Here is a 23,479-nt window from a genome sequence, read left to right as displayed (position 1 = left end):
CCCCGGAGCCGGGCCCACCATCGGGCGTGACCCGGGGTGGGCCTATTCGGCCGCCTGGGCGACCTTGATCAAATCCCGCAGCCGGGCGGCGGCGGCGGCGCCCTTCAGCGCATCCCGCCAGGCGGCTTCGGCCACCCTCTGGTGCACCGAAATGGCCTCATCCGCGGCGGTGATCATGGCGACGCCGAGGCCGCCGCCGGGGGCGGTGTCCGGGGCGAAGGGGCTGCCGACGACATGCGCCCGGTCCCGCCCGCGCAGCACCATGAAGCTGCCTGAGAGGTCGGAACCGGTGGAGAGGCCGAGCTGGACTCCGATGGGGACGGATTCCATCAAGCTGGCAATGCTCTCCGCCTCGGTAATGGCGGCGCTGCGGCAGCGGGCGCGGGTGCGGGCCGGCAGCGGGAGGCCGGCAGCGACGCCATCCTGCAGGGAGCGGATGAGCGCAGCTTCGGAGAGGATGCCGATGATCGTCGGTCGACGCTGCTGGTGCTGCTTGCGCCGGGCCGCGAGCAGGCCAAGCGCCTGGTCGGCCAGGGCGCGGGCCGAGGCCCGGTCGGCGCTGGCGTCGGCGGCTTCGGTCCAGGCTTCGGTCACCGCGCCGTCGAAGGCGTCGGTCGCGGTCTGGTAGCAGGCGGCACCGCCGACGAAGAGGATCTGGTCGGCCTCTTCCTCCACCTGGCGCAGGCGTTCGAGGAAGGCGATCGGGCGGGAGAAATACTCAACCCCGATGCCAAGCAGCGACAGTGGCGAGATCTTGAGCAATTCGGCCAGCCGCCGGATGGTATCCAGCTTGATGACCTCGCCCTTCTCGTAGCGGTAGAGGGCGGCACGGGAGACGCCGAGTCGCGCGGCGATCTCCTCGGCACGCAGGCCGGACTCCAGGCGATAGGCGCGCAATTGCTGCCCGATGTCGACAAACCGCATGCAAGCCTCCAGACCTGACCCAAGTCGCGCCTGGGCTATTTTTGAGACTAGATCATATGCCGAGCGCGAGTCTAGGATTACTGGCGCCCCTTCAGGCCAAAAGCAAGCGCTGCCGCGTCATGTAACGGGCGGAGTGCCAAAATCTAATGAACACCTACCCCTTCCATAGGTTGTAGGCAGGCGCCGGACGCAACCGGTCCTGCCCCAGCCGCCAGGCGTCCTGCTACGACGCGCGCCGCATGGCGTAACCCGCGGGCAGCGTTCCAGGCCGCATGGCCGGCGCTGCGCAACCGCCCATGGGCACCCGTCGCGGCCACGGCATGAATGGAACATTCATGCCGGGATCAATCCGCCATCACCGGATGCACCGCCAGGGTTTCCAGCGCCTTCACCAGTCCGGAATGGTCCAGCCCGCCATGTCCCGCGGCGACGCAGGCGGAGAACAGCTGCTGGGTCGAGGCGGTGTTGGGCAGCGCCACGCCCAGCTCCTTGGCGGATTGCAGCGCCAGATTCAGATCCTTCTGGTGCAGCAGGATGCGGAATCCGGGGTTGAAGGTGCGCTTGATCATCCGCTCGCCGTGCAGCTCCAGGATGCGGGAGGTGGCGAGGCCGCCCATCAGCGCCTGCCGCACCTTGGCCGGGTCGGCGCCGGCCTTGCTGGCGAAGACCAGCGCCTCGCCCACCGCCTCGATGGTCAGGGCGACGATGATCTGGTTGGCGACCTTGGTGGTCTGCCCGGCGCCGTTCGGCCCGACCAGGGTGATGTTCTTGCCCATCAGCTCGAACAGCGGCCTGGCCCGGGCAAACGCAGCCTCCTCGCCGCCGACCATGATGGTCAGCGTCGCCTGCTTGGCGCCGACCTCGCCACCCGAGACCGGCGCATCCAGGTAGTCGGCGCCGAGGGCGTTCACCTTCGCGGCGAATTCCTTGGTCGCGGTCGGGCTGATCGAGGACATGTCGATGACCAGCTTGCCCTTCGCCAGCCCCTCGGCGACGCCGGCCGGGCCGAACAGCACGGCCTCCACATCGGGGGTGTCGGGCACCATCAGTATGATGATCTCGGCCGCGGCGGCGACGGCCCTGGCGTCGGCGACGACGGTGAAGGTGGCGCGCTGGTCGGCGCCGAGGCTCTTGCGTTCCGGCACGATGATCTCGTGGCCGGCGTCCCTGAGGTGGCCGGCCATGGGCTTGCCCATGATGCCGAGGCCGATGAATCCGATCTTCATGGCGATGGTCCTTCCTTGCGGTCTCGTGGAGCGGCCGGGTGCCTCATTTGTAGGGCTGGAACCAGCCGAGCCCGGCCTCGGTCTCGCCGGCCGGGCGGTATTCGCAACCGATCCAGCCGCGGAAGCCGAGCGCATCGATGCGGCTGAACACGAAGGGCCAGTTCACCTCGCCGGTGCCCGGCTCATGGCGTCCCGGGTTGTCGGCCACCTGCATGTGGGCGATCAGCGGCAGGTGCTTCTCCACCCGCTTGACCACGTCGCCCTCGGTGATCTGGCAGTGGTAAAGGTCGAATTGCAGCCCGATCCGCTCCGGCCCGATCGCCTCGATGATCGCCGCGCCCTCGTCCGTGGTGTTGAGGAAGAAGCCGGGGATGTCGCGATGGTTGATCGGCTCGATCACCGGCTTGACCCCGGCCTTGCTGCATTCCTCGGCGGCCCAGGCGAGGTTGACGGCGTAGGTCGCCAGCAGCGTGTCTCGCGGCACCCCCGCGGGGGTGAGGCCGGCCATCAGATGCAGCCGTGGGCAGGCCAGCGCCGCGGCGTAGTCCAGTGCCCGCTTCACCCCCTCGCGGAACTCGGCCGCGCGGCCGGGCAGCGCTGCCTGGCCGCGCTCGCCCTTCGCCCAGTCGCCCGGCGGGGCATTGAACAACACCTGCTGCAGCCCGTTGTCCTTGAGCCGCCGGGCGATCTCGGCGGCCGGATGCTCGTAGGGAAAGAGGAACTCCACCGCCTCGAAGCCGGCGGCGCGGGCGCGGGCGAACCGGTCGAGGAAGGGATGCTCGGTGAACATCATCGACAGGTTGGCTGCGAAACGCGGCATGATGCGGTGACCTCCCCCGGACGTGGTTCCGGGGAGGCTACCGGCGGCACGCAGCCCTGGCTACTGCGCCAAACCACTGACGCCATGCCCGGCGGATGCTACGCAGGGGCGGAACGGAGGCCCGCATGCAGACCGAAAGCTCCACCGCGGCGCGCCTGCTCGGCCTGATCGCCGTACTGGCGCTGACCATCGCCTGCCTCATGGTGCTGCGGCCCTTCCTCTCGGCGCTGCTCTGGGCGGCAATCCTGGTGTTCTCCACCTGGCCGGGCTTCCGCTTCCTGCGCGAGCGCACCGGAATGTCGAACGGCCTCGCGGCCTTGGTGATGGTGCTGGTGGAATTCCTGCTGATCGGCGTACCGCTCGTGCTGGCGACGCCGACGCGGCGGGAGGAAGTGGAGGGGCTGCGCGGCTCGGTCGAAGCGCTGCTGACCCAGGGCATGCCCGGCCTCGGCGACTGGCTGGGCCGGTTGCCGCTGGTCGGGTCGTATCTGCCGGAGTATCTGGGTCAGATCGACTTCGGCTTCTCGGCCATAACCGATCTGCTGAAGCCCTATGCCGGCACCCTGGCGCAGGGCCTGCTCTCCGTGCTGCTGGCGGTGCTGTCGGGGCTCGCCGAGGTGCTGCTGGCGATCTTCCTCGCCTTCTTCTTCTACCGGGACGGCCCGGCGATCGCCAAGTGCAGCGAGGCGGCGCTGCACCGCCTGGCCGGTGACCGCAGCCGGCGGCTGATGGTGCTGGTCGGCGACGTCACCCGTGGCGTGGTCTATGGCCTGCTCGGCACCGCGGTGGTGCAGGGGCTGATGACGGCTTTCGGGTTGTGGATCTCCGGCGTGCCGCAGCCGGTGCTGCTCGGGGTGATCGCCGGCGTCATCTCCATCCTGCCGGCGGGGGCGCCGCTGGTGTGGATCCCGGCGACGCTCTGGCTGTTCAGCCAGGGGGAGACCGGCTGGGCGATCTTTCTCGGCCTCTACGGCACCTTCGGCATCAGCAGTGCCGACAACGTGATCCGGCCCTGGCTGATCTCCCGCGGCGCTGACCTGCCGCTGCTGCTGACCCTGCTTGGGGCGCTGGGCGGGGTGCTGGCCTTCGGCTTCCTCGGGTTGTTCCTTGGCCCGGTTCTGCTTGCGGTCGGGTTCACCCTGCTGAAGGACTGGGCAGCGGATGGGCTGACGGCCGATTCGGAGGTTCGTGCGGGGCCTTCCGCGCCATCGGGGCCCGCCGTATAGGGCAACACCGAGCACCGGCCATACCGGCGCCGCGATGGGAGACTGGGCGATGGTTCACTGGGTGCGTGCGGCCGCCCTGGTGGCGGTCCTCGGGGCCATGCCGGCGGTGGGGGCCATGGCGCAGACCGTGCGCTGGGCGGCGAGCGGCGACCCCAACACCATGGACCCGCACAGCCAGAACGTCGGCACCGTAACCATGGTGCTGCAGCAGATCTACGATCCGCTGATCCACCGCGACCGCGACCTTTCGCTGACCCCGGGCCTCGCCACCGCATGGCGGCAGGTGGAGCCGAGCCGCTGGCGCTTCACCCTGCGGCAGGGCGTCCGCTTCCACGACGGCCAGGGCTTCGGGCCGGAGGATGTGGTCTTCTCGATCACCCGGGCGCTGCAGCCGACCAGCAACTTCGGCATCTATGTCGATACTATCGCCAAGGTCGAGGCGGTGGACGCGCAGACCGTCGACATCATCACCAAGGCCCCAGACCCGATCCTGCCCAACAAGCTGGCCAGCGTCTTCATGATGTCGAAGGCCTGGTCCGAGGCGAACAACGCTGCCCGCCCGCAGAACACCAGGGCGCGGGAGGAGATGGTCACTACCCGCAACACCAATGGCACCGGCGCCTACCGCCTGGCGACGCGGGAGCCGGATGTGCGCACCGTGCTGGTCCGCAACCCGGCGTGGTGGGGCTGGCAGGTGGAGGGCAACACCGGCAACGTCGCCGAGATCGTCTTCCGCCCGATCGCCTCGGATGCCACGCGCATCGCCGCGCTGCTGTCGGGTGAGGTGGACTTCGTGCTCGACCCGCCGTTGCAGGACCTCAACCGGCTGCGCGCCGCACCCGGGGTGAAGGTGGTGGAGGGGCCGGAGGTGCGGACCATCTTCCTCGCCTTCGACACGGCGCGGGAGGAACTGCTGTACAGCGACGTGAAGGGCAGGAACCCGTTCCGCGACCTGCGGGTGCGGCAGGCGCTGTACCAGGCGATCGACATCCAGGCGATCCACCGCACCACCATGCGTGGCCAGTCGGTGGTGACCGGCACGCTCATTCCCGAACAGGTCAACGGCTATGCCAAATCGGAGGATGTGCGGCTGCCTTTCGACGCGGCGCGGGCCCGGGCACTGCTGGCCGAGGCCGGCTACCCACAGGGCTTCTCGGTGACGCTGGATTGCCCGAACAACCGCTACATCAACGACGAGCAGATCTGCCAGAACATCGCCGCCATGTGGTCGCGCGCCGGGGTGCGGACCGCGGTGAAGGCGCAGCCGCTGGCTCCCTTCTTCGCCCAGATCCAGCGCGACGACACCAGCGTCTACCTGCTCGGCTGGGGTGTGCCGACACTCGATGCGCTCTATTCCTTCCAGTCGCTGCTGGCGACCCGCAACGGCGCCCAGGGCGACGGCATCTGGAATTACGGCGGCTATTCCAACCCGCGGATGGATGCGCTGATCCAGCGGATGAAGGTCGAAAGCGGCGAGGCCCGGAAGGCCACGATACGCGAGGCGCTGCAACTGTACCGCGAGGATTTGCCGCATATCCCGCTGCACCACCAGATGATTCCCTGGGCGATGCGCAGTACCGTCACCATCCCGCACATGGCCAACAACCAGCCGTATTTCCGCTGGGCCATGGCAGGCGCGCAATGACCGCGCAACGGCACGGCCGCTAGGCATGTTCGCCTTCATCGTCTCGCGGGTGCTGCAGGCGGTGCCGGTGATGCTGGCGGTGGCGCTGATCAGCTTCGCCATGTTCGCCTATGTCGGCGACCCAGTCGCCATCATGCTCGGCCAGGATTTCACCGAGGCGCAGCGCGCCGCCCTGGTCAGCGACCTCGGGCTCGACCAGCCCTTCTTCGTGCAATTCCTCCGCTTCATCGGCAATGCGGCGCAGGGCGAATTCGGCCTGTCCTACCGGCTGTCCCGTCCCGTGGCGGAGCTGATTGGCGAACGCGCCCCGGCGACCCTGGAACTGGCCTTCTGCGCCGCCATCATCGCCCTGGTCGCCGGCGTGGCGATGGGGGTCTACACCGGACTCTACCGCAACTCCTGGCTCAGCCGCCTGCTGCTGACCGTCAGCTTGATCGGCGTCAGCCTGCCGCCCTTCCTGGTCGGCATCCTGCTGATCCTGGTCTTCTCCGTCTGGCTCGGCTGGCTGCCGAGCTTCGGCCGCGGCGAGGTGGTGCAGCTTGGCTGGTGGTCCACCGGCTTCCTGACCTGGTCCGGCATCAAGGCGCTGATCCTGCCCTCGGTGACGCTCGGGCTGTTCCAGCTCACCCTGATCATGCGGCTGGTCCGGGCGGAGATGCTGGAGGTGCTCAGGACCGACTACATCAAATTCGCCCGCGCCCGGGGCCTCGGCAACCGCGCCGTCCATTTCGGCCATGCGCTGCGCAACACGCTGGTGCCGGTGATCACCATCGCCGGGCTGCAGCTCGGCGGCATCATCGCCTTCGCCATCGTCACCGAGACGGTGTTCCAGTGGCCCGGCATGGGGCTGCTGTTCATCCAGAGCGTCAGCGCCGCCGACATCCCGGTGATGGCCGCCTATCTGGTGCTGATCGCGCTGGTCTTCGTGACCATCAACCTGGTGGTCGACCTGCTGTACTATGCGGTGGACCCGCGGCTGCGGATCGGCCGCGCCGTGGCACGGGGGCGCTGAGATGGCGCTCGCCCGCCTGCTCGACAGCGACCTGTTCTGGTCCTTCCGCCGCTCGCCGGTCACCGTCCTCTCGGCGCTGGTGGCGCTGGTCTGCGTCCTCGGCGCGGCGCTGGCGCCCTGGATCGCGCCGCACAACCCCTTCGACCTCGCCAGCCTCAACCTCGGCGATGCCTTCAAGCCGCCGGCCTGGGACGAGATCGGCGAGGCGAGCTACCCGCTTGGCACCGACGACCAGGGACGGGACATGCTCTCGGCCATCATGTACGGCGCCCGCATCTCGCTGCTGGTCGGCGTCTGCGCGGTGCTGTTCTCGACCCTGCTGGGGGTGACCATCGGGCTGGTCGCCGGCTACCTCGGCGGGTCGGTGGATGGGCTGCTGATGCGCATCGCCGACATCCAGCTGACCTTCCCCTCCATCCTGATCGCGCTGCTGGTGGACGGCATCGTCCGCGCCGCCCTGCCGCGGGAGGCGCATGACCAGATCGCGCTCTTCGTCGTCATCTTCGCCATCGGCATCAGCGCCTGGCCGCAATTCGCCCGCACCGTGCGCAGCTCCACCCTTGTCGAGCGCAACAAGGAATACGTGCTGGCGGCGCGGGTCATCGGCCTCTCGCCCCTGCACATCATGGCGACGCATGTGCTGCCGAACGTGCTGGGGCCGGTGCTGGTCATCGCCACCCTCAACCTCGGCAACGCCATCATCACCGAGGCGACGCTCTCCTTCCTCGGCGTCGGCGTGCCGCCGACCCACCCCTCGCTCGGCACCCTCATCCGCATCGGCAACGACTTCCTGTTCTCCGGCGAGTGGTGGATCACCATCTTCCCCGGCGCCGCGCTGGTCGCCATGGTGTTGTCGGTGAATCTGCTGGGCGACTGGCTGCGCGACGCGCTGAACCCGAAGCTCCGCTGATGGCACCGATCCTCGACGTCCGCGACCTGCGCGTGGAATTCCCGACCCGGCGCGGCACCCTGACCGCGCTCGATGGCGTCTCCTTCGCGATCGAGCCGGGCGAGGTATTGGGCGTCGTGGGCGAGAGCGGCGCCGGCAAGTCGATGACCGGGGCCGCCATCATCGGGCTGCTGGAGCCGCCTGGCCGCATCGCCGGCGGCCAGATCCTGCTGAACGGAAGGCGGATCGACAACCTGCCCCATGAGCAGATGCGGCGCATCCGCGGCCGTGAGATCGGCGCCATCTTCCAGGATCCGCTGACCACGCTGAACCCGCTCTACACGGTCGGCGACCAGCTCATCGAGACGATGCAGACCCACCTCGACCTCTCCGGCGGGGAGGCGCGGCAGCGCGCCATCGGCTGGCTGGAGATGGTCGGCATCCCGGCGGCGGCGCAGCGGGTCGACAGCTACCCGCATGAGTTCAGCGGCGGCATGCGCCAGCGGGTGGTGATCGCGCTGGCGCTCTGCGCCGAGCCGAAGCTGGTGGTGGCGGATGAACCGACCACCGCGCTCGACGTCTCCATCCAGGCGCAGATCATCGCGCTGCTGAAGCGCCTGGCGCGGGAGAAGGGGACGGCGATGATGCTGGTCACCCACGACATGGGCGTGATCGCCGAGACCGCCGACCGCGTGGCGGTGATGTACGCCGGCCGGATCGCCGAGATCGGCCCGGTGCGGGAAGTGGTGAAGGACCCGAGGCACCCCTACAGCACCGGCCTCATGGCCTCCATCCCGCCGCTCGACCGCCGTGTCGAGCATCTGGCGCAGATCGACGGCGCCATGCCGCGGCTCTCGGCCATCCCGCCCGGCTGCGCCTTCAACCCGCGCTGCCCGCATGTCTTCGACCGCTGCCGGGTGGAGCGGCCGGAGCTGCTGGAGACCGGCGCGACGCGGGCGGCCTGCTGGCTCTACGACCCAGCTTCGGAGAAGCAGGCGCCGGAGGCGCTACGGCATGGCTGACGACATCGCCATGCGCGCCTCCGGCGCACCTCCCCCACACGCCTCCGACGCATCTCCCCCGCGCGCCTCCGGCGCCTCTCCCCCGCGCGCCTCCGGCGCGACCCCCATGCTTGCCGCCGAGGAGCTGGCGAAATACTTCGATGTCTCCCGTCCGCTGCTGCAGCGCCTGCTGGCGCGGGAGGGGCGCCGCATCCTGCGCGCGGTGGATGGCGTCTCCTTCGAGATTCCGAAGGGCACCACCCTGTCGCTGGTCGGCGAAAGCGGCTGCGGCAAATCCACCGTGGCACGGCTGGTCGTCGGCCTCTACCAGCCGACCCGCGGCCGGGTGCTGTTCGACGGCCAGGACCTGGAGAAGGCCCGCGCGGCGAGCGAGCAGCGGCGCCGTATGCAGATGATCTTCCAGGACCCCTATGCCTCCCTCAACCCGCGCTGGCGGGTCCGCGACATCGTCGCCGAGCCGATCCGCGCCTTCGGGCTGACCCGTGACAATGCGGCTCAGCGCGAGAGGGTCGCGCAACTTCTGGCGCAGGTCGGGCTCTCCCCGCTGGATGGCGAGAAATATCCGCATGAGTTCAGCGGCGGCCAGCGCCAGCGCATCTCCATCGCCCGGGCGCTGTCCTCGAACCCGGAGTTCCTGGTCTGCGATGAGCCAACCTCGGCGCTGGATGTCTCGGTCCAGGCGCAGATCCTCAACCTGATGAAGGATCTGCAGCGCCGCCTCGGCCTGACCTACCTGTTCATCAGCCACAACCTGGCCGTGGTCCGGCAGATCAGCGACCGCATCGGCGTGATGTACCTCGGCCGGCTGGTCGAGCTGGCGCCGGCCGAGACGCTGTTCAACGCCCCGCGCCACCCCTACACGCGGGCGCTGATGGAGGCGATCCCGGACCTCGACATGACCGGGCGCCAGCGCGTGCCCGTGGGCGGCGAGGTGCCGAGCCCGATCAGCCCGCCCTCCGGCTGCCCCTTCCATCCACGCTGCCCGCTGGCCAATCACCGCTGCAAGGCGGAGCGCCCGGCGTTGATCCCGGCCCGCGGCACGCCGGAAACCGTGGTCGCCTGCCATGCGGTGGAGGAAGGCCGCGACGGCGCCGCCTTCACCCCGATGGATCAGCGGCCCCCGGGTCCGCGTATCGGCACCACCGCCACCGCATTGTAGGGCGAGCCATCCACCAGCTTGGTGGACCAGGCCATGTAGACCACCACGCCGCGCTCCTCATCGAGGAAGCGGTGCACCCGGGTTTCCTTGAAGAACAGGCTGGTGTTGCTCTCGTAGACCCGTTCGCCGCGCTCGCCGCGCCGGGCGCCCTCGGTCACCCGCACCGGGCCGGTGGTGGTGCAGCTCAGGCCGAAGCGCGCCGGATCCTCCGCCAGCCCGACCATGCCGCTGACCCCGCCGGTGCGGGCCTGGCTGATGTAGCAGGAGACACCGGAAACCTCAGGATCGTCGAAGCGCTCGATCACCACGCGATGGCTGCGGGTCAGGCCGAGGTTGGTCAGCGCGGTGTTCACATGGCCGATCTCCTTCGTCTCCTGCCCCAGTGCGGGGGAGGCGGCGATCAGCAGCATGGCGAGCAGCAGCGGTCGCATGGCGGAACTCCCGAATGGCCCGGCCATCACGCGCCGGGCCGAGAATGGTTTCACTCGCCGAGCGCGACGCCGTCGCGCCGCGGATCGGCACCGCCCTGCAGCCGCACGCCCTCGGCATCCCGCAGCACGCGGATGACATGCAGGCCGGATGTCATGGTGCGCGCCTCCACCGGAAAGCCGCGCGCCTCCAGCGCCGGGGCCAGGGCGGCGGCGCCGGTGCCGGCCTCCAGCTCCAAGGTCGCGTTCAGCGCGCCGATGCGTGGCAGGGATACCGCGACTTGCGGCTCCATCCCCCAATCCAGCAGCGCAACCAGGGTCTGCGCCACATGGCCGATGATGCGCGAGCCGCCGGCCGAGCCGAGCACCGCCAGCGGCAGCCCGTCCGGGCCGAAGACGATGGTCGGAGACATGGAGGAGCGCGGCCGCTTGCCCGGCGCGACGCGGTTCGCCACCGGCCGGCCGCCCAGCTCCGGCAGGAAGCTGAAATCCGTCAGCTCGTTGTTCAGCAGGAAGCCGCGCACCATCAGCCGGGCGCCGAAGACATCCTCGATGGTGGTGGTCAGCGCCACCGCATTGCCGGCGGCATCGATGATGGAGAGATGGCTGGTACCGCCGTCCGGCTGCACCGGTTGGCTGGCGACCGGCGGCCCTTCCTGCCACGGCGGATTGCCGGCGCGGGGCGTGGCCAGCGCCCGGTCGCGGTCGATCAGCTGGGCCCGCAGCATCAGGTAGCCGGGGTCGAGCAGGCCGCGCACCGGCACCGGCACGTGGTCGGAATCGGCCAGGTAGCGGTTGCGGTCGGCGACGGCGAGGCGCCCGGCCTCGCCCAGCAGATGCGCGGCATCCAGCAGCTGCGCCTCCGTCGCGCCGTTGCGTGGGTCGAGTGCGGTCATGTCCTGATGCGCCAGCATCGCCATGATCTGCAGCACCGCGACGCCGCCGGAACTGGGTGGCGGCATGCCGCAGATCATGTGCTCACGATAGGGGCCGCAGACCGCCTCGCGCCGCCGGGGCGCGTAACCGGCAAGGTCATCCGTCGTCAGCAGCCCGGGGTTGCCGCTGGCCCGCACCGCGGCGGCGATCTCGCCGGCGATGGCGCCACGGTGCAGCGCATCGGCGCCCTGCTCGGCGATGGCGCGCAGGGTCGCGGCATAGGCCGGGTTGCGCAGCAGGCTGCCCTCGGCGATCGGCCTGCCATCCGGCAGGAACAATGCCCGCGCCTGCGGGTCACGCCGCAGCCGGGATTCCTCCCGCGCCACCAGCGCGGCGAGGCGCGGGGTCACGCTGACGCCCTCCTCGGCGGCAGTGATGGCCGGCTGGAAGAGCTGCGCCCAGGGCAGCTTGCCATGCGCCCGATGCGCCGCCTCCAGCATGCGCATCGCCCCCGGCACGCCGACGGCCCGGCCGCCGACTGCGGCATCGAGGAAGGGCAGGGGCTGGCCGTCGCGGAGGAACAGGCCGGGCGGCGCCGCCGCCGGCGCCACCTCCCGCCCGTCCCAGGCGGCAAGGCGCCGCTCCGCCGCGTCCCAATGCAGCATGAGCGCGCCACCGCCGAGGCCGGAGGATTGCGGCTCCACCAACCCGAGCATTGCCCCCGCGGCGATGGCGGCGTCGATGGCGCCGCCGCCGGCGCGCAGCATCGCCATGCCCGCCTCGGCCGCCAGCGGATGCGCCGCCGCCACCATCTGGCGTTGCGCCCGGGCCGGTGTCTGCGCGGAGACGGCAAGAAGCAGCAGGAGCAGCAGCAGGCGGACCATGGCCACTCCGCAAGTGAAGGGGCGCTGAAGCGGGTCGCAGTCCCAACCGGGCTGCGTCCGGCTCCAGCCTGTTGGTTTCAGAGCAGATTCACGCCTTCAGGCTTCTCGGCCTTCCGGCGATCCGCTCTATCTAGCGGCAGCACCCCTCCGGTGTCACGGCGCGACCGGTGCACGCGCCGCGCCGCGATGCCGGAAGGCCAGCGCCTCCGCCACATGCGCCCGCTGCACCGTGGCGCTGCCGGCGAGGTCGGCGATGCTGCGCGCCACCCGCAGGGTGCGGGTGAAGCCGCGAGCCGAGAGCCGCAGCCGCTCGGCCGCCTGTTCGGCGAGCTGCCGCGCCGCCGGTTCCGCCTCCAGCGTACGGTTCAGCACGCCATCCGCCGCCGCGGCGTTGCAGCGCGGGCCATCGGCGCCGTAGCGGTCGCGCTGGCGGTCGCGCGCCGCCTGGACGCGGGCGGCGACCACCTCGGTCGGCTCGCCGGCCGGCGCGCGGGACAGCTCGGTGGGCGGCACCGGCGTGACCTCGATGGCGATGTCCATGCGGTCCAGCAGCGGGCCGGAGAGCCGGCCCTGGTACTCCTCGCCGCAGCGCGGTGCCCGGCCGCATTCCCGCGACGCATCTCCGAGGTAGCCGCAGCGGCAGGGATTCATCGCGGCGATGCACTGGAAGCGCGCGGGGTAGGTGACATGCGCATTGGCGCGGCTGATGGTGGTGCGCCCGGTCTCCATCGGCTGGCGCAGCGCTTCCAGCGCCTGGCGCGGGAATTCCGGCCATTCGTCGAGAAACAGTACGCCGTGATGCGCCAGGCTGATCTCACCCGGCCGGGCGCGGTTGCCGCCGCCATTCAGTGCCGCGGCAGTGGCGGAGTGGTGGGGCTCGCGGAAGGGCGGGCGCACCACCAGCCGCCCGTCGCGCAGCATGCCGGCGACCGAGTGGATCATGCTGACCTCCAGCGCCTCGGCCGGGGTCAGCGCCGGCAGCAGGCCGGGCAGCCGGGCCGCGAGCATGGATTTGCCGGCGCCCGGCGACCCGACCATCAGGAGGTTGTGCCCGCCGGCGGCGGCGATCTCGAGCGCCCGCTTGGCGCTCTCCTGGCCCTTCACATCGCTGAGGCAGGGGCCCTGCCAGGGCCCGGCCTCGGGCGGCGGTGGCTCCGGCGGGGTCAGCACCTGGGTGCCGCGGAAATGGTTCAGCAGCGCCGGCAGGTCGGGCGCCGCCAGCACCTCGATCCGCCCGGCCCAGGCGGCCTCGCCGCCCTGGGCTTCCGGGCAGATCAGCCCGAGGTCGCGGGAGGAGGCGCCGATCGCCGCCGGCAGCACGCCGCTGACCGGATTCAGCGTGCCGTCGAGCGACAACTCGCCCAGCGCCGCATAGCCGGCCATCTCCTCCCGCGGCAGCACATCCATCGCCGCCAGCACGGCGAGCGCGATGGGCAGGTCGAAATGCGAGCCTTCCTTGAGGATGTCGGCCGGCGCCAGATTGACCAGCACCCGCTTCGGCGGCAGCGACAGCCCCATGCCGGAAAGCGCGGCCCGAACCCGTTCCCGGCTCTCGGCCACCGCCTTGTCCGGCAGGCCGACGACGAGGAAGGCGGGCAGGCCGGCGGCGATCTGCACCTGCACCTCCACCGGCGCGGCTTCGATGCCGGAGAAGGCGAAGGTGGCGATGCGGGCGATGCTCATCCGGGGGTGGAGAGTAGCCGATCCGGATAGGCAATCAACCAGGAGCTGGCCCCGGGCGCTGCCGCTCAGCCGGCGATGGCCTGGGCCCGCCGCCAGATCCGCAGGAAATTCCCCGACCACAGCAGCCCGAGCTCGCGCGGGCCATAGCCCCGCCACTCCAGTGCCGCGGTCAGCCCGGCGGTCTCGGCGGCATTCTGCCAGCCCTCCACCCCGCCGCCGCCGTCGAAGTCGGAGGAGAGGCCGACATGCTCGATGCCGATGCGCCGCACCGCATGATCGACATGGTCGGCCATGTCCTCGACGCTCGCCGGATTCTTCCCCCCCTCCGGCGTCGGCCGCAGGAAGGAGGGGACGGCGGTGATCTGCGCCAGCCCGCCGACCGCGCGCAGCATGTCGAGCTGCGCATCATCGATGCCGCGCGGGTGGTCGCAGAGGGCGCGGCAGGCGGTGTGGGTGGCGACGACCGGGGAGCGTGAGACGTCCGCCGCCTGCATCATCCCCGCCTTCGAGACATGCGATACATCGACCAGCATTCCCGCCGCATTCAGAGCCGCCACCGCCTGGCGGCCGAGCGGCGAGAGCCCGCCATGCTCCTCCGCCGCATCGCCGAGCGGCTCGCGCGGCCGGGCACTGTCCGAGAGGTCGTTGTGGCCATCATGCGTCAAGGTCAGGTAGCAGGCGCCGAGCGCCCGCCAGCGGGCCGGCGCGCCGAGGTCGTGGCCCATGGCATAGCCGTTCTCCACCGCCGAGAGCACCGCCAGCGCGCCGGCCTCATGGCAGGCCAGCAGCTCGTCCGGCGTGGCGCAGAAGCGTCGCGCCTCGCCATCGGCACGGGCGCGGATGTGGCGCAGCATGGCCTCGGCGCGGGCGGCGGCGGCGGCATGGCCGGCCTCGTCGCGCCGGCCCTGGGGGACATAGGCGATGAACACCGCGGCGCCGAGGCCGCCGCGTGCCATCTTCGGGAAATCCACCCGCATCGGGCCTTCGGCGAGCGGATCCGGCGGTTCCGGCCAGCGGATGTCGATATGGGTGTCGAGGGTCAGCAGGCCCATCACGCCTCGCCCCAGCCGGTGAGGAAGCGTTCCAGCAGCCGCCCCAGCCAATCCACGTTGTAGCCGCCCTCCTGGATGATCGCCGTCGGCAGGCCGAGGCCGCGGAGCAGCGCCCCGGCCCGGGCGAAGCCATCGGCGGTGACGGCGAGGGCGTTCAGCGGCTCATGTTCGCTGGCATCGAAGCCGAGCGAGACCACCAGCGCCTCGGCGCCGAAGCGCCGCGCCGCGGCGGCGCCATCCGTGATCGCCGCCAGCCAGCCGGCGTCGCCGGTGCCGAAGGCGAGGGGGGCGTTGAGGTTCAGCCCGGTGCCGGGGCCGCCGCCGCGTTCCTCGGCATGGCCGGTGAAGAAGGGGTAGTAGCGGTGCGGGTCGCCATGGACCGAGAAGGTGAAGACCGCATCGCTCTCCCAGAACAGCCCCTGGGTGCCGTTGCCGTGATGGCTGTCGATGTCGATGGTGGCCACCCGCTTCGCCCCGGCGCGTTGCAGCGCGGCGGCGGCGATGGCGGCGTTGTTGAGGTAGCAGTGCCCGCCCGCCCGGGCCCGGTAGGCGTGGTGGCCGGGCGGCCGGCACAGCGCATAGGCGCTGCGCCCGGCCGATGCCTCCGCCGCCGCGGCCAGCGCCACCCCGGCGGCGGCGCGGCTCGCTTCCCAGGTGCCCGGGCCGATGGGGCAGGCATTGTCGGCGCTGTACCAGGCGGCCTGGCCGATGATGCCCTGCGGCCGGCGCGCGCCATTGGCCAGGGCATCGGCGGTGGCGTGCATGTTGGCCACCACCTCCGGCCCGGCATCCGGCAGCGCCGCCCAGGCGCTGGCGGCGCCTTCCAAATAGGCCAGGTAGTCTGGCGCATGCACCGCCTCCAGCGCCGCGCGATCCGGCGCGGGGGCGACCTCCGGCGTGATGCCGAGGGTGGCAAGGCCGGAGAGCAGCGCCTCGGCCCGCGCCGGAACCTCGAAATTCGGCCGGACCTGGCCGCGGATGAGGAAGAAGCGTGGCTGGTGCCGCTGCTGGTCGGGATGGTGGAATGCGCGCATCGGGGAACGCTAGCAGCGGCGGCGGCCTTGTCCATAAGCCGGACGGCGCGGCAATGCCTGGACAGCGTGCGGCGAAACCGCTGGACTCGCCCGGATCCGCGCAGGAGCCGCCATGACCCATGCCCTCGACCCCGGCGCCCGCCGCGCCATCCTCGACGCCGTCGACGCGCTGCGCGACTGGTCGGTGGAGACGCTGGAGCGGCTGGTGCGCTACCCCTCGACCCTCGGCAACGAGCAATCGGCGCTGGAGGAGATGGCGCGGATCTACGAAGGGCTAAGCCTGGCACCGCGCCGCGTGCCGGTGGTGGCGGAGGCGCTGGCCGCGCATCCCGGCTTCTCGCCGCCACTGATCCCCTATGAGGGCCGCGACAACGTGGTCGCGCTGCATCGGCCGAAGGCCGGCGGCGGCCGCAGCCTGGCGCTGCAGGGCCATGTCGATGTGGTGCCGGAAGGCGCCGCCGACATGTGGGCGACGCCGCCCTACGAGCCCAGCATCCGCGACGGCCGGATGTACGGCCGCGGCGCCGGCGACATGAAGGCCGGCATCGTCTCCTACGTCACCGCCTTTCGCGCGCTGCAGCTCGCCGGGCTGCAGCCGGCGGGGGAGGTGCAGATGCAGGCGGTGATCGAGGAGGAATGCAGCGGCAACGGGGCGCTTGCCACCATGCTGGCGATGCCGAAGCCCGATGCGGTGATCATCCCGGAGCCCGGCCCCGGCATGGCGGCGCTCTACACCGCCGAGGTCGGGGTGGTTTGGGCCTGGGTGACCGTCAGCGGCCGCCCGGCGCATGTGCGCGACATGCAGGCGGGGGTGAACGCCATCGAGGCAGCGACGATCATCGCCGGCGCCTTCAAGGACTACGAGGCGGAGCTGAACCGCGCCGAGCGCATCCACCCGGCCTTCCGCGGCATCAACCATCCGGTCAACGTCAACCTCGGCACCATCGAGGGCGGCGAGTGGAACTCCTCGGTCGCCAGCCGCTGCCGCATCGGCCTTAGGGTCGGGGTGATGATGGGTTACACCGCGGTGCAAACCAAGGCGGATATCGAGGCGCTCGTTGCGCGGATGTGCCAGCATGAGCGGCTGCGCGGCGCCCAGGTGAAGCTGGAGTTCAAGGGATTCATGGCCGACCCTTGCGTCTTCGACACCGGGGCCGAGATCGTGCGGCTGGCGCGGCGCCACCACGCCGAGGTCAGCGGCGGCAGCCTGCGCGACTATCCCGCTACCGGCCTCACCGACGGCCGCTTCTTCCAGCTCTACCAGGGCACGCCGGTTGCATGCTTCGGGCCGGATGCGGTCGACATCCACGGCATCGACGAGAATGTCGGGCTGGACAGCATGCAGGACATCACCCGCACCATCGCGCTCACGATGGCCGAATGGTGCGGCGTCGAGAAGGTATGATGCGATGACGAGCAATATCCCGCTTTCCGGGGCGCGGCTGTGGGACAGCCTGATGGAGATGGCGAGGATCGGCGGCACCGCCAAGGGCGGCAGCAACCGGCAGACCCTGACCGACGCGGATGCCGAGGGCCGCGCCCTGTTCCGGCGCTGGGGCGAGGCCTGCGGGCTGGCCCTCAGCGTCGACCGGCTCGGCAACATGGTATTCCGGCGGGAGGGGCGCGACCCCTCGCGCGCGCCCGTCGCCATCGGCAGCCATCTGGACACCCAGCCAACGGGCGGAAAATTCGACGGCGTGCTGGGCGTGCTGGCGGGGCTCGAGATCATGCGGGCGCTGCATGAATCCGGCGCCGAGACCGAGGCGCCGCTGCTGCTGGTCAACTGGACCAATGAGGAGGGCGCCCGCTTCTCCCCGCCGATGATGGGCAGCGGCGGCGCCATGGGCCTCTTCACCGAGGCGGAGGTGCTGGCCAAGCGCGCCGCCGATGGCGCGGTCTTCGGCGAGGAGCTGCGGCGCATCGGCTGGCAGGGCGAGGCGGACCCGACGGAGTTGCAGAAGGTGGGCGCCTATCTCGAACTGCACATCGAGCAGGGCAAGGTGCTGGAGGATGGCGGCCATGACGTCGGCATCGTCACCCATGCCCTGGGCCAGAGCTGGTTCGAGGTGGTGGTGGAGGGCGAGGAAGCCCATGGCGGCAGCGTCATGGCCGGGCGGCGCGACGCGCTGATGGCCGCGGCGCCGCTGATCTCGGCGGTGGAGGAGATCGCGCTCTCGACCTGCTCTCCCACGGGGGAGGCGGGGCGCGGTACGGTCGGGGTGGTGGAGGTCTACCCCAGCTCCCGCAACATCGCGCCGAGCCGGGTCTTCTTTTCCGTCGACATGCGCCACGGCGATCCGGACTGCCTGACCCGCATGGGCGAGGCGCTGGCCGCGCGCGCCGCCGAGGTCAGTGCCGCACGCAAGGTCACGGCGACCGTCACGCCCTTCTGGCACTCGCCGCTGACGCCCTTCGACACGACCCTGGTGCAGCGCGCCCGCGATTCCGCGAAGGCGCGCGGGCTGAACTACCACGAGATGCCGACCGGCATCGGCCATGACGCCGTCTACCTGGCGCGCAAGGTGCCGGTGGTGATGGTCTTCACCCCCTGCCACGGCGGCATCAGCCACAATGAGGCGGAGAGCATCACCCCCGAATGGGCCACCGCCGGCTTGCAGGTGCTGGCCGATGCGGCGCTGGCGACGGCCGGGCTGGTGGGCCGGTGAACCTCCCTCTCTCGCCCGACCGGCTGTGGGACCGGTTGATGGCGATGGCCCGCATCGGCGCCACGCCGGAGGGCGGCAACAACCGGCCCGCCCTCTCGGCGCTGGACGGCGAGGCGCGGGCGCTGCTGGCACGCTGGGGCGGCGAGATCGGCCTGACCCTCAGCGTCGACCGCCTCGGCAACATGGCGCTGCGGCGGGAGGGCAGGGACCCCGCCCGCCCGCCAGTGCTTGTCGGCAGCCATCTCGATACCCAGCCCTCGGGCGGCAAATTCGACGGGCCCTATGGCGTGCTGGCGGGGCTTGAAATCCTGCACGCGCTGCATGAAAGCGGCACCGTCACCGAAGCGCCGATCGTGCTGGTGAACTGGACCAGCGAGGAGGGCTGCCGCTTCAGCCCCTCGATGATCGGCGCCGCCGGCGCCATGGGCGTGCTGCCGGAGAACGAGGTCCTGGACCGCCGCGCCCTGGATGACGGCGAGCGCTATGGCAACGCCCTCGCCGCCACCGGCTGGGCCGGCAGCGCCGATCCCGCCGGGCTGCGCACCGCGGCGGCGTATTTCGAGGCGCATATCGAGCAGGGGCCGGTGCTGGAGGCCGAGGGCTTCGACCTCGGCATCGTCACGGGCGGCTTCGCCACGGAACGGGCGCTGGTGACCGTCACCGGCGAGACCAGCCATGCCGGCACCACGCCGATGGAGATGCGGCGCGATGCGGTGCTGGCGGCGGCCGAGATGATCTCGGCCGGCGAGCGCATCCTCTACGACCGCGCGCCGGATGGCCGCATGACCATCTGCCGCTTCATGGCCGACCCGGGCGCCGATGGGGTGGTGCCCGGCGGCGCCCGCTTCGCCTTCGAGTACCGCCATCCGGAGAATGCCACCCTGGCCGCGCTGCTGGCCGAGGCCGATGCAGCCTTTGCCGGCATCGCCGCCCGCCGCCGCGTCGTGGTCCGGCGCGAGCCCTACTGGTCCTTCCCGCGCGTCGGCTTCGATGCAGCGCTCGCCGCCCGGCTGCGCGAGGCCGCCACGCGACATGGCGCGAGGCACCGCGACATGCTCTCCGGCGCCGGCCACGACGCCTACCACGCCGCGGCATGCATGCCGGCGGTGATGCTGTTCATCCCGTGCCATGGCGGCATCAGCCACCACCCGAGCGAATCCATCTCCCGCGCCTGGGCCGATATCGGCCTGCGGGTGCTGGCCGATGCCGTGGTCGCCACGGCCAATTCCAAGGACCGAGTTTGATGCGCATTGCCATTGCCGGCTTCCAGCACGAGAGCCATTCCTTCGCCCCGCTGCCGACCGGCTGGCGTGAATTCCTCCAGCCCGGCGGCTTTCCCGGGCTGCAGCGGCCGGCGACCATGATCGAGACGCTGCGCCACACCTCCGTGCCCTGCGCCGGGGCGATCGAGGTGCTGGAAGCGGTCGGCGCCGAGATCGTCCCGCTGGTCTGGTGCTTCGCCAACCCGGCCGGCCCGGTGACGGCCGAGGCCTTCGAGCGCATCGCCGCGCTGATGGTCGCCGAGCTCTCCGATGCACTGGCGGCGGGGCCGCTCGACGGCATCTTCCTCGAACTGCACGGCGCCATGGTCGCGGTCGGCCATGACGATGCCGAGGGCGAGCTGCTGCGGCGGGTCCGCGCGGTGGTGGGCCCGGCGCTGCCGATCACCGTCAGCCTCGACCCGCATGCCAATATGACCCGGCAGATGGTGGCGCTGGCGGATGCGCTCGTGCCCTACCGCACCTACCCGCATGTCGACATGAAGCCGGCCGGGGCGCAGGCGACGCGGCTGCTGCTGCAGCGCATCCAGCGCGGCAAGCCTTGGGCGCGTGCCTTCGCCGAGATCGATTTCCTGATCCCGCTGACCATGCAATGCACCATGGTGCCGCCGATGGCCGCGGTGCTGGAGGAGCGGGCGCGGCTTGAGGCGGAGCATGGCGCGACGGAACTCGCCTTCTGCTTCGGCTTTCCCTACGCCGATTTCCCCGGCTGCGGCGTCGCCATCGCCGGCTACGCCGACACTCCGGCGCAGGCCGAGGCCGCGGTCGCCGGGCTCAAATTCTGGATCGAGGCGCATGAGCCGGATTTCGCCGGCGGCGTCGCCCTTGCGGCGGAGGGTGTGGCGGAGGCGATCGGCATCGCCCGCGGCGCGGCGAAGCCGGTGGTGATGGCCGATACCCAGGACAACCCCGGCGGTGGCGGGCATGGCGACACCACCGGGCTGCTGGCGGAGCTGATCCGGCAGGATGCGCAGGGCGCGGTGCTCGGGCTGATCAACGACGCCGAGAGCGCCGCCGCCTGCCATGCCGCGGGGGTGGGCGCGACCCTGCCGCTCTCCCTTGGCGGCCGCAGCGACGGCGCGCCGCTGGCGGTGACCGCGGTGGTGGAGGCGTTGACCGACGGCCGCTTCACCGCGACCGGACCGATGTCGAAGGGCAATCCCGCCGACCTTGGGCCGACCGCGCTGATCCGCGTCTCCTCCGGCGTGCGGGTCATCGTGGTGTCGCGGAAGATGCAGGCGCTGGACCAGGCGCTATTCACCCACATCGGGGTGGAGCCGGCCGCGCAGAAGATCATCGCGCTGAAGAGCAGCGTGCATTTCCGGGCACATTTCCAGCCGATCGCGGAGCGGGTGATCGTCGTCGCGGCGCCCGGTCCGGTGGTGGCGGATCCGGCGGTGCTGCCCTTCACCAACCTCCGGCCCTCGCTGCGGCTGCGGCCGGGGGCCAATCGTTGAACTCGGGCCGGTCCAGGGGGCGCTCGCCCCCTGGCGACAGGGGGGCGGGCAAGACGGCGCCCTCCCCAGGGGCGCCTGTCGAGATCAGCGCACCTCGCCCATCACCGCCTCGGCACTCCGCACCAGCGCCTTGCCGTCCTCCCCGCTCAGCATGGCATCGAGCCGGGTGATCTCGGCCTCGCGCGCGCTGCACCAGGCGGCGCGGTCGCTGCCCCGACGGCGTGGGTCGAAGGCCGGCGGCTCCATGCCGCGCAGGAATTCGTCACGCGCGGCGAGGCCGCCCTGCTGCTGGTGCAGCGCGATGGCGGCGGTTTCCAGCCGTGCGGCGCGGTCCTGCGCCAGCATGGTCAGTGGCCGGCCGCAGAGCGGGGCGGCGCGAACCAGCGCGCCGATGGTCGGCGCACGCGCCAGCAGCATCTCGCCCGGCGCGGCGGTGCCGGCGGTGCGCGCGCCGGTTTCGGCGCAGGCGGTGAGCAGCAACAGGATCCCGAGGGCGGCACGGCGCATTGGTCATCCCTAGCCCGATGGCTTCCGAGAAGTAAACGATCGCCTGTCAGCCGGATGTCTGCAGCAGCGCCTCCACCGCAGCCCGGTGCGGGATCGGCGCCACCGCGCCAAAGCCTGTGGTGGAGAGCGCGGCGGCGGCATTGGCGTAGCGCGCCGCGGCCTCCGGCGCATCACCCAGCATGGTGCGGGCGAGGAAGGCGCCGGCGAAGGTATCGCCCGCGCCGGTCGCATCCACCGCCTCGACGCGGCAGGGCGGGATGCACAGCCGCGTCTCCGGCGTCGCCAGCAGCACGCCGTCGCGGCCGCATTTCAGCAGCACCAGCGGACAGCCGAGCCGAAGATAGAAATCGGCGATTGCCTCCGGCGCCTCGATCCCGGTCAGCGCCTGCGCATCATCCAGCGAGGGCAGGGCGATATCGGCCTCGGCGACGGCGGCATGGATCACCGCCGCGGCACGCCGAGCCGGCCACAACGCGAGCCGCAGATTGGTATCGTAGGATACCCGCACCCCGGCCGCCTTCGCCACGGCGATGGCATGGAACACCGCGTCACAGGCGCTGGTGGAGATCGCCTGGCTGATACCCGAGACATGCAGCACCCGGGCGGCGCGGATCGCGGCCTCCGGCACGTCCTGCACGCCGTAGCGGCTGGCGGCGCTGTCACGGCGATAGAAGGTGAAGTGGTGGCCCTCGGCGTCGTGGGTGACGACATACATCCCGGTCGGCGCATCGGCGCGGCGCAGCACCGTGCCGGTGTCGACCCCCTCGCGCTGCCACAGCGCGAGCAGCGAGCGGCCGGGGCGGTCCTCGCCGATGGCGGTGATGTAGCCGGCGCGGGCGCCCTGCCGCGCCGCGGCGACGGCGGCGTTGCTGGTGTCGCCGCCATGGCCTTCCAGGTACGACACGCGGCCTTCGGCATCCGCCGGGCGCTGGTTCAGCTCCAGCATCGGCTCGCCCATGCAGAGGATGTCGACGGCGGCGGGGGCGGCGGCGCTCATGCCTGCATCAGCCCGAGCGCATCGCGCGCGGCGCGCTGAATCGCCGCGCGGTCGCCGGCGGCGATGCGGGCCTCCTCCACCAGCTTGCCGCCGATGCCGACGAAGGCGGCGCCGGCCGCCAGGTAGTCGGGCGCGTTCGCCGCATCGACCCCGCCGGTCGGGCAGAACACCGTATCGGGGAAGACCGCGCGCACCGCCTTCACATGCGCCGGCCCGCCGGCCGAGCTGGCGGGGAAGAGCTTCACCACATCGGCGCCGGCGGCGCGGGCAGCGCGGATCTCGGTCGGTGTCATGGCGCCGAGCATGGCACAGGCGCCGGCGGCCCGCGCCGCCGCCGCGATCTCGGGCGCCACCCAGGGGGTCACCAGGAATTGCGCGCCGGCGGCGAGGCAGGCCTCGGCCGCCGCGGTGTCGGGCACGGTTCCGGCGCCGACCAGCAGCCCGGGCTGCGCCGCCAAGTTGCGGATCAGCCCGATGGCATCGGGGGTTGTCAGGGTAATCTCCAGGATCCTGAGGCCCTCCGCCCGCAGCCAGTCGCAGGCGGTGGCGGCCAGGGCGGCGGTGGAGGTGCGGATCACCGGGACCACCCGGGCCCGGCGCAATTCAGGAATCAAGGGGTGGGTCATCGCCGTTGCCTCCCGCGGTTGGAGCGGATCGCGGAAGGGCGTGAACGCCCGGGAGCGCCGACCCGT

Annotated in this window: 21 protein-coding genes; 10 read left to right on the top strand and 11 right to left on the bottom strand. The window is 71.5% G+C overall.

The features are described 5' to 3' along the window. Nucleotides 1-42 precede the first annotated feature (42 nt). The 3 genes from H7965_RS09165 to otnI all read right to left on the bottom strand — a co-directional run bounded on the left by H7965_RS09165 (nt 43) and on the right by otnI (nt 2,970). On the bottom strand, nt 43-924 hold the full coding sequence (locus tag H7965_RS09165) for a helix-turn-helix domain-containing protein (protein WP_186770274.1): 882 nt from the start codon (nt 922-924) through the stop codon (nt 43-45). 344 nt (nt 925-1,268) lie between these two features. After that, complete coding sequence (locus H7965_RS09160) at nt 1,269-2,150, bottom strand: 2-hydroxy-3-oxopropionate reductase (protein ID WP_229682550.1); 882 nt, start codon at nt 2,148-2,150, stop codon at nt 1,269-1,271. 43 nt (nt 2,151-2,193) lie between these two features. Continuing rightward, nucleotides 2,194-2,970, bottom strand: a complete 777-nt coding sequence (otnI, locus tag H7965_RS09155; protein ID WP_186770272.1) for a 2-oxo-tetronate isomerase — start codon at nt 2,968-2,970, stop codon at nt 2,194-2,196. A gap of 125 nt (nt 2,971-3,095) precedes the next feature. Here otnI and H7965_RS09150 point away from each other — a divergent pair, with 125 nt between their 5' ends. The 6 genes from H7965_RS09150 to H7965_RS09125 are packed head-to-tail and all read left to right on the top strand — an operon-like array spanning nt 3,096 to nt 9,923. Then, the gene (locus H7965_RS09150; RefSeq protein ID WP_186770271.1) at nt 3,096-4,196 is read left to right on the top strand and encodes an AI-2E family transporter; all 1,101 of its coding nucleotides are present in this window, start codon (nt 3,096-3,098) and stop codon (nt 4,194-4,196) included. 49 nt (nt 4,197-4,245) lie between these two features. Next, nucleotides 4,246-5,841, top strand: coding sequence for an ABC transporter substrate-binding protein (locus H7965_RS09145; protein WP_186770270.1), 1,596 nt, complete (start codon nt 4,246-4,248; stop codon nt 5,839-5,841). Nucleotides 5,842-5,866: 25 nt separating this feature from the next. Further along, the gene (locus tag H7965_RS09140; protein WP_186770269.1) at nt 5,867-6,853 is read left to right on the top strand and encodes an ABC transporter permease; all 987 of its coding nucleotides are present in this window, start codon (nt 5,867-5,869) and stop codon (nt 6,851-6,853) included. A gap of 1 nt (nt 6,854) precedes the next feature. Further along, nucleotides 6,855-7,763 (top strand): ABC transporter permease, encoded by a 909-nt coding sequence (locus H7965_RS09135; RefSeq protein ID WP_186770268.1) that lies wholly within the window; start codon nt 6,855-6,857, stop codon nt 7,761-7,763. After that, on the top strand, nt 7,763-8,764 hold the full coding sequence (locus H7965_RS09130) for an ABC transporter ATP-binding protein (RefSeq protein WP_186770267.1): 1,002 nt from the start codon (nt 7,763-7,765) through the stop codon (nt 8,762-8,764). The genes H7965_RS09135 and H7965_RS09130 overlap by 1 nt, the downstream gene beginning before the upstream one ends. Further along, the gene (locus H7965_RS09125; RefSeq protein WP_229682549.1) at nt 8,757-9,923 is read left to right on the top strand and encodes an ABC transporter ATP-binding protein; all 1,167 of its coding nucleotides are present in this window, start codon (nt 8,757-8,759) and stop codon (nt 9,921-9,923) included. Before H7965_RS09130 ends, H7965_RS09125 begins: the two co-directional genes overlap by 8 nt. Here H7965_RS09125 and H7965_RS09120 read toward each other — a convergent pair. From H7965_RS09120 to H7965_RS09100, 5 genes are all read right to left on the bottom strand, one after another. Continuing rightward, nucleotides 9,875-10,354, bottom strand: coding sequence for a CreA family protein (locus H7965_RS09120; RefSeq protein WP_186770266.1), 480 nt, complete (start codon nt 10,352-10,354; stop codon nt 9,875-9,877). The two genes, H7965_RS09125 and H7965_RS09120, sit on opposite strands and share 49 nt — an antisense overlap. 50 nt (nt 10,355-10,404) lie before the next feature. Then, nucleotides 10,405-12,111 (bottom strand): gamma-glutamyltransferase, encoded by a 1,707-nt coding sequence (gene ggt, locus H7965_RS09115; protein WP_186770265.1) that lies wholly within the window; start codon nt 12,109-12,111, stop codon nt 10,405-10,407. 153 nt (nt 12,112-12,264) lie between these two features. Further along, nucleotides 12,265-13,794, bottom strand: coding sequence for a YifB family Mg chelatase-like AAA ATPase (locus tag H7965_RS09110; protein ID WP_186770264.1), 1,530 nt, complete (start codon nt 13,792-13,794; stop codon nt 12,265-12,267). 65 nt (nt 13,795-13,859) lie between these two features. Beyond that, entirely contained in the window at nt 13,860-14,846 is a 987-nt protein-coding gene (locus tag H7965_RS09105) for a dipeptidase (protein ID WP_186770263.1), read from the bottom strand. Next, nucleotides 14,846-15,880 carry a histone deacetylase family protein gene (locus tag H7965_RS09100; protein WP_186770262.1) on the bottom strand — a complete coding sequence of 345 codons (1,035 nt, stop codon included), beginning with the start codon at nt 15,878-15,880 and terminating at the stop codon, nt 14,846-14,848. The genes H7965_RS09105 and H7965_RS09100 overlap by 1 nt, the downstream gene beginning before the upstream one ends. 112 nt (nt 15,881-15,992) lie before the next feature. On the opposite strand from H7965_RS09100, the gene H7965_RS09095 reads away from it, so the two are divergent. The 4 genes from H7965_RS09095 to H7965_RS09080 are packed head-to-tail and all read left to right on the top strand — an operon-like array spanning nt 15,993 to nt 21,283. Further along, nucleotides 15,993-17,285, top strand: a complete 1,293-nt coding sequence (locus H7965_RS09095) for an ArgE/DapE family deacylase (protein WP_186770261.1) — start codon at nt 15,993-15,995, stop codon at nt 17,283-17,285. 4 nt (nt 17,286-17,289) lie between these two features. After that, nucleotides 17,290-18,546, top strand: coding sequence for a Zn-dependent hydrolase (locus H7965_RS09090; protein WP_186770260.1), 1,257 nt, complete (start codon nt 17,290-17,292; stop codon nt 18,544-18,546). Then, complete coding sequence (locus H7965_RS09085; RefSeq protein WP_229682548.1) at nt 18,543-19,790, top strand: allantoate amidohydrolase; 1,248 nt, start codon at nt 18,543-18,545, stop codon at nt 19,788-19,790. The genes H7965_RS09090 and H7965_RS09085 overlap by 4 nt, the downstream gene beginning before the upstream one ends. Next, nucleotides 19,790-21,283, top strand: coding sequence for a M81 family metallopeptidase (locus tag H7965_RS09080; protein ID WP_186770258.1), 1,494 nt, complete (start codon nt 19,790-19,792; stop codon nt 21,281-21,283). The genes H7965_RS09085 and H7965_RS09080 overlap by 1 nt, the downstream gene beginning before the upstream one ends. Before the next feature lie 84 nt (nt 21,284-21,367). Here H7965_RS09080 and H7965_RS09075 read toward each other — a convergent pair whose 3' ends face one another. From H7965_RS09075 to H7965_RS09065, 3 genes are read right to left on the bottom strand one after another with little or no spacing between them, the layout of a single operon-like run. Then, entirely contained in the window at nt 21,368-21,790 is a 423-nt protein-coding gene (locus tag H7965_RS09075) for a hypothetical protein (RefSeq protein ID WP_186770257.1), read from the bottom strand. 46 nt (nt 21,791-21,836) lie between these two features. After that, the gene (locus H7965_RS09070; RefSeq protein ID WP_186770256.1) at nt 21,837-22,787 is read right to left on the bottom strand and encodes a sugar kinase; all 951 of its coding nucleotides are present in this window, start codon (nt 22,785-22,787) and stop codon (nt 21,837-21,839) included. Next, the gene (locus tag H7965_RS09065) at nt 22,784-23,413 is read right to left on the bottom strand and encodes a bifunctional 4-hydroxy-2-oxoglutarate aldolase/2-dehydro-3-deoxy-phosphogluconate aldolase (protein ID WP_186770255.1); all 630 of its coding nucleotides are present in this window, start codon (nt 23,411-23,413) and stop codon (nt 22,784-22,786) included. The genes H7965_RS09070 and H7965_RS09065 overlap by 4 nt, the downstream gene beginning before the upstream one ends. Nucleotides 23,414-23,479 lie beyond the last annotated feature (66 nt).

Source organism: Siccirubricoccus deserti, assembly GCF_014283215.1.
In the GTDB taxonomy this organism is placed as follows: domain Bacteria; phylum Pseudomonadota; class Alphaproteobacteria; order Acetobacterales; family Acetobacteraceae; genus Siccirubricoccus; species Siccirubricoccus deserti.
Note: the sequence above shows the minus strand (reverse complement) of the source record. Positions and strands in the feature narration are given on the sequence as shown.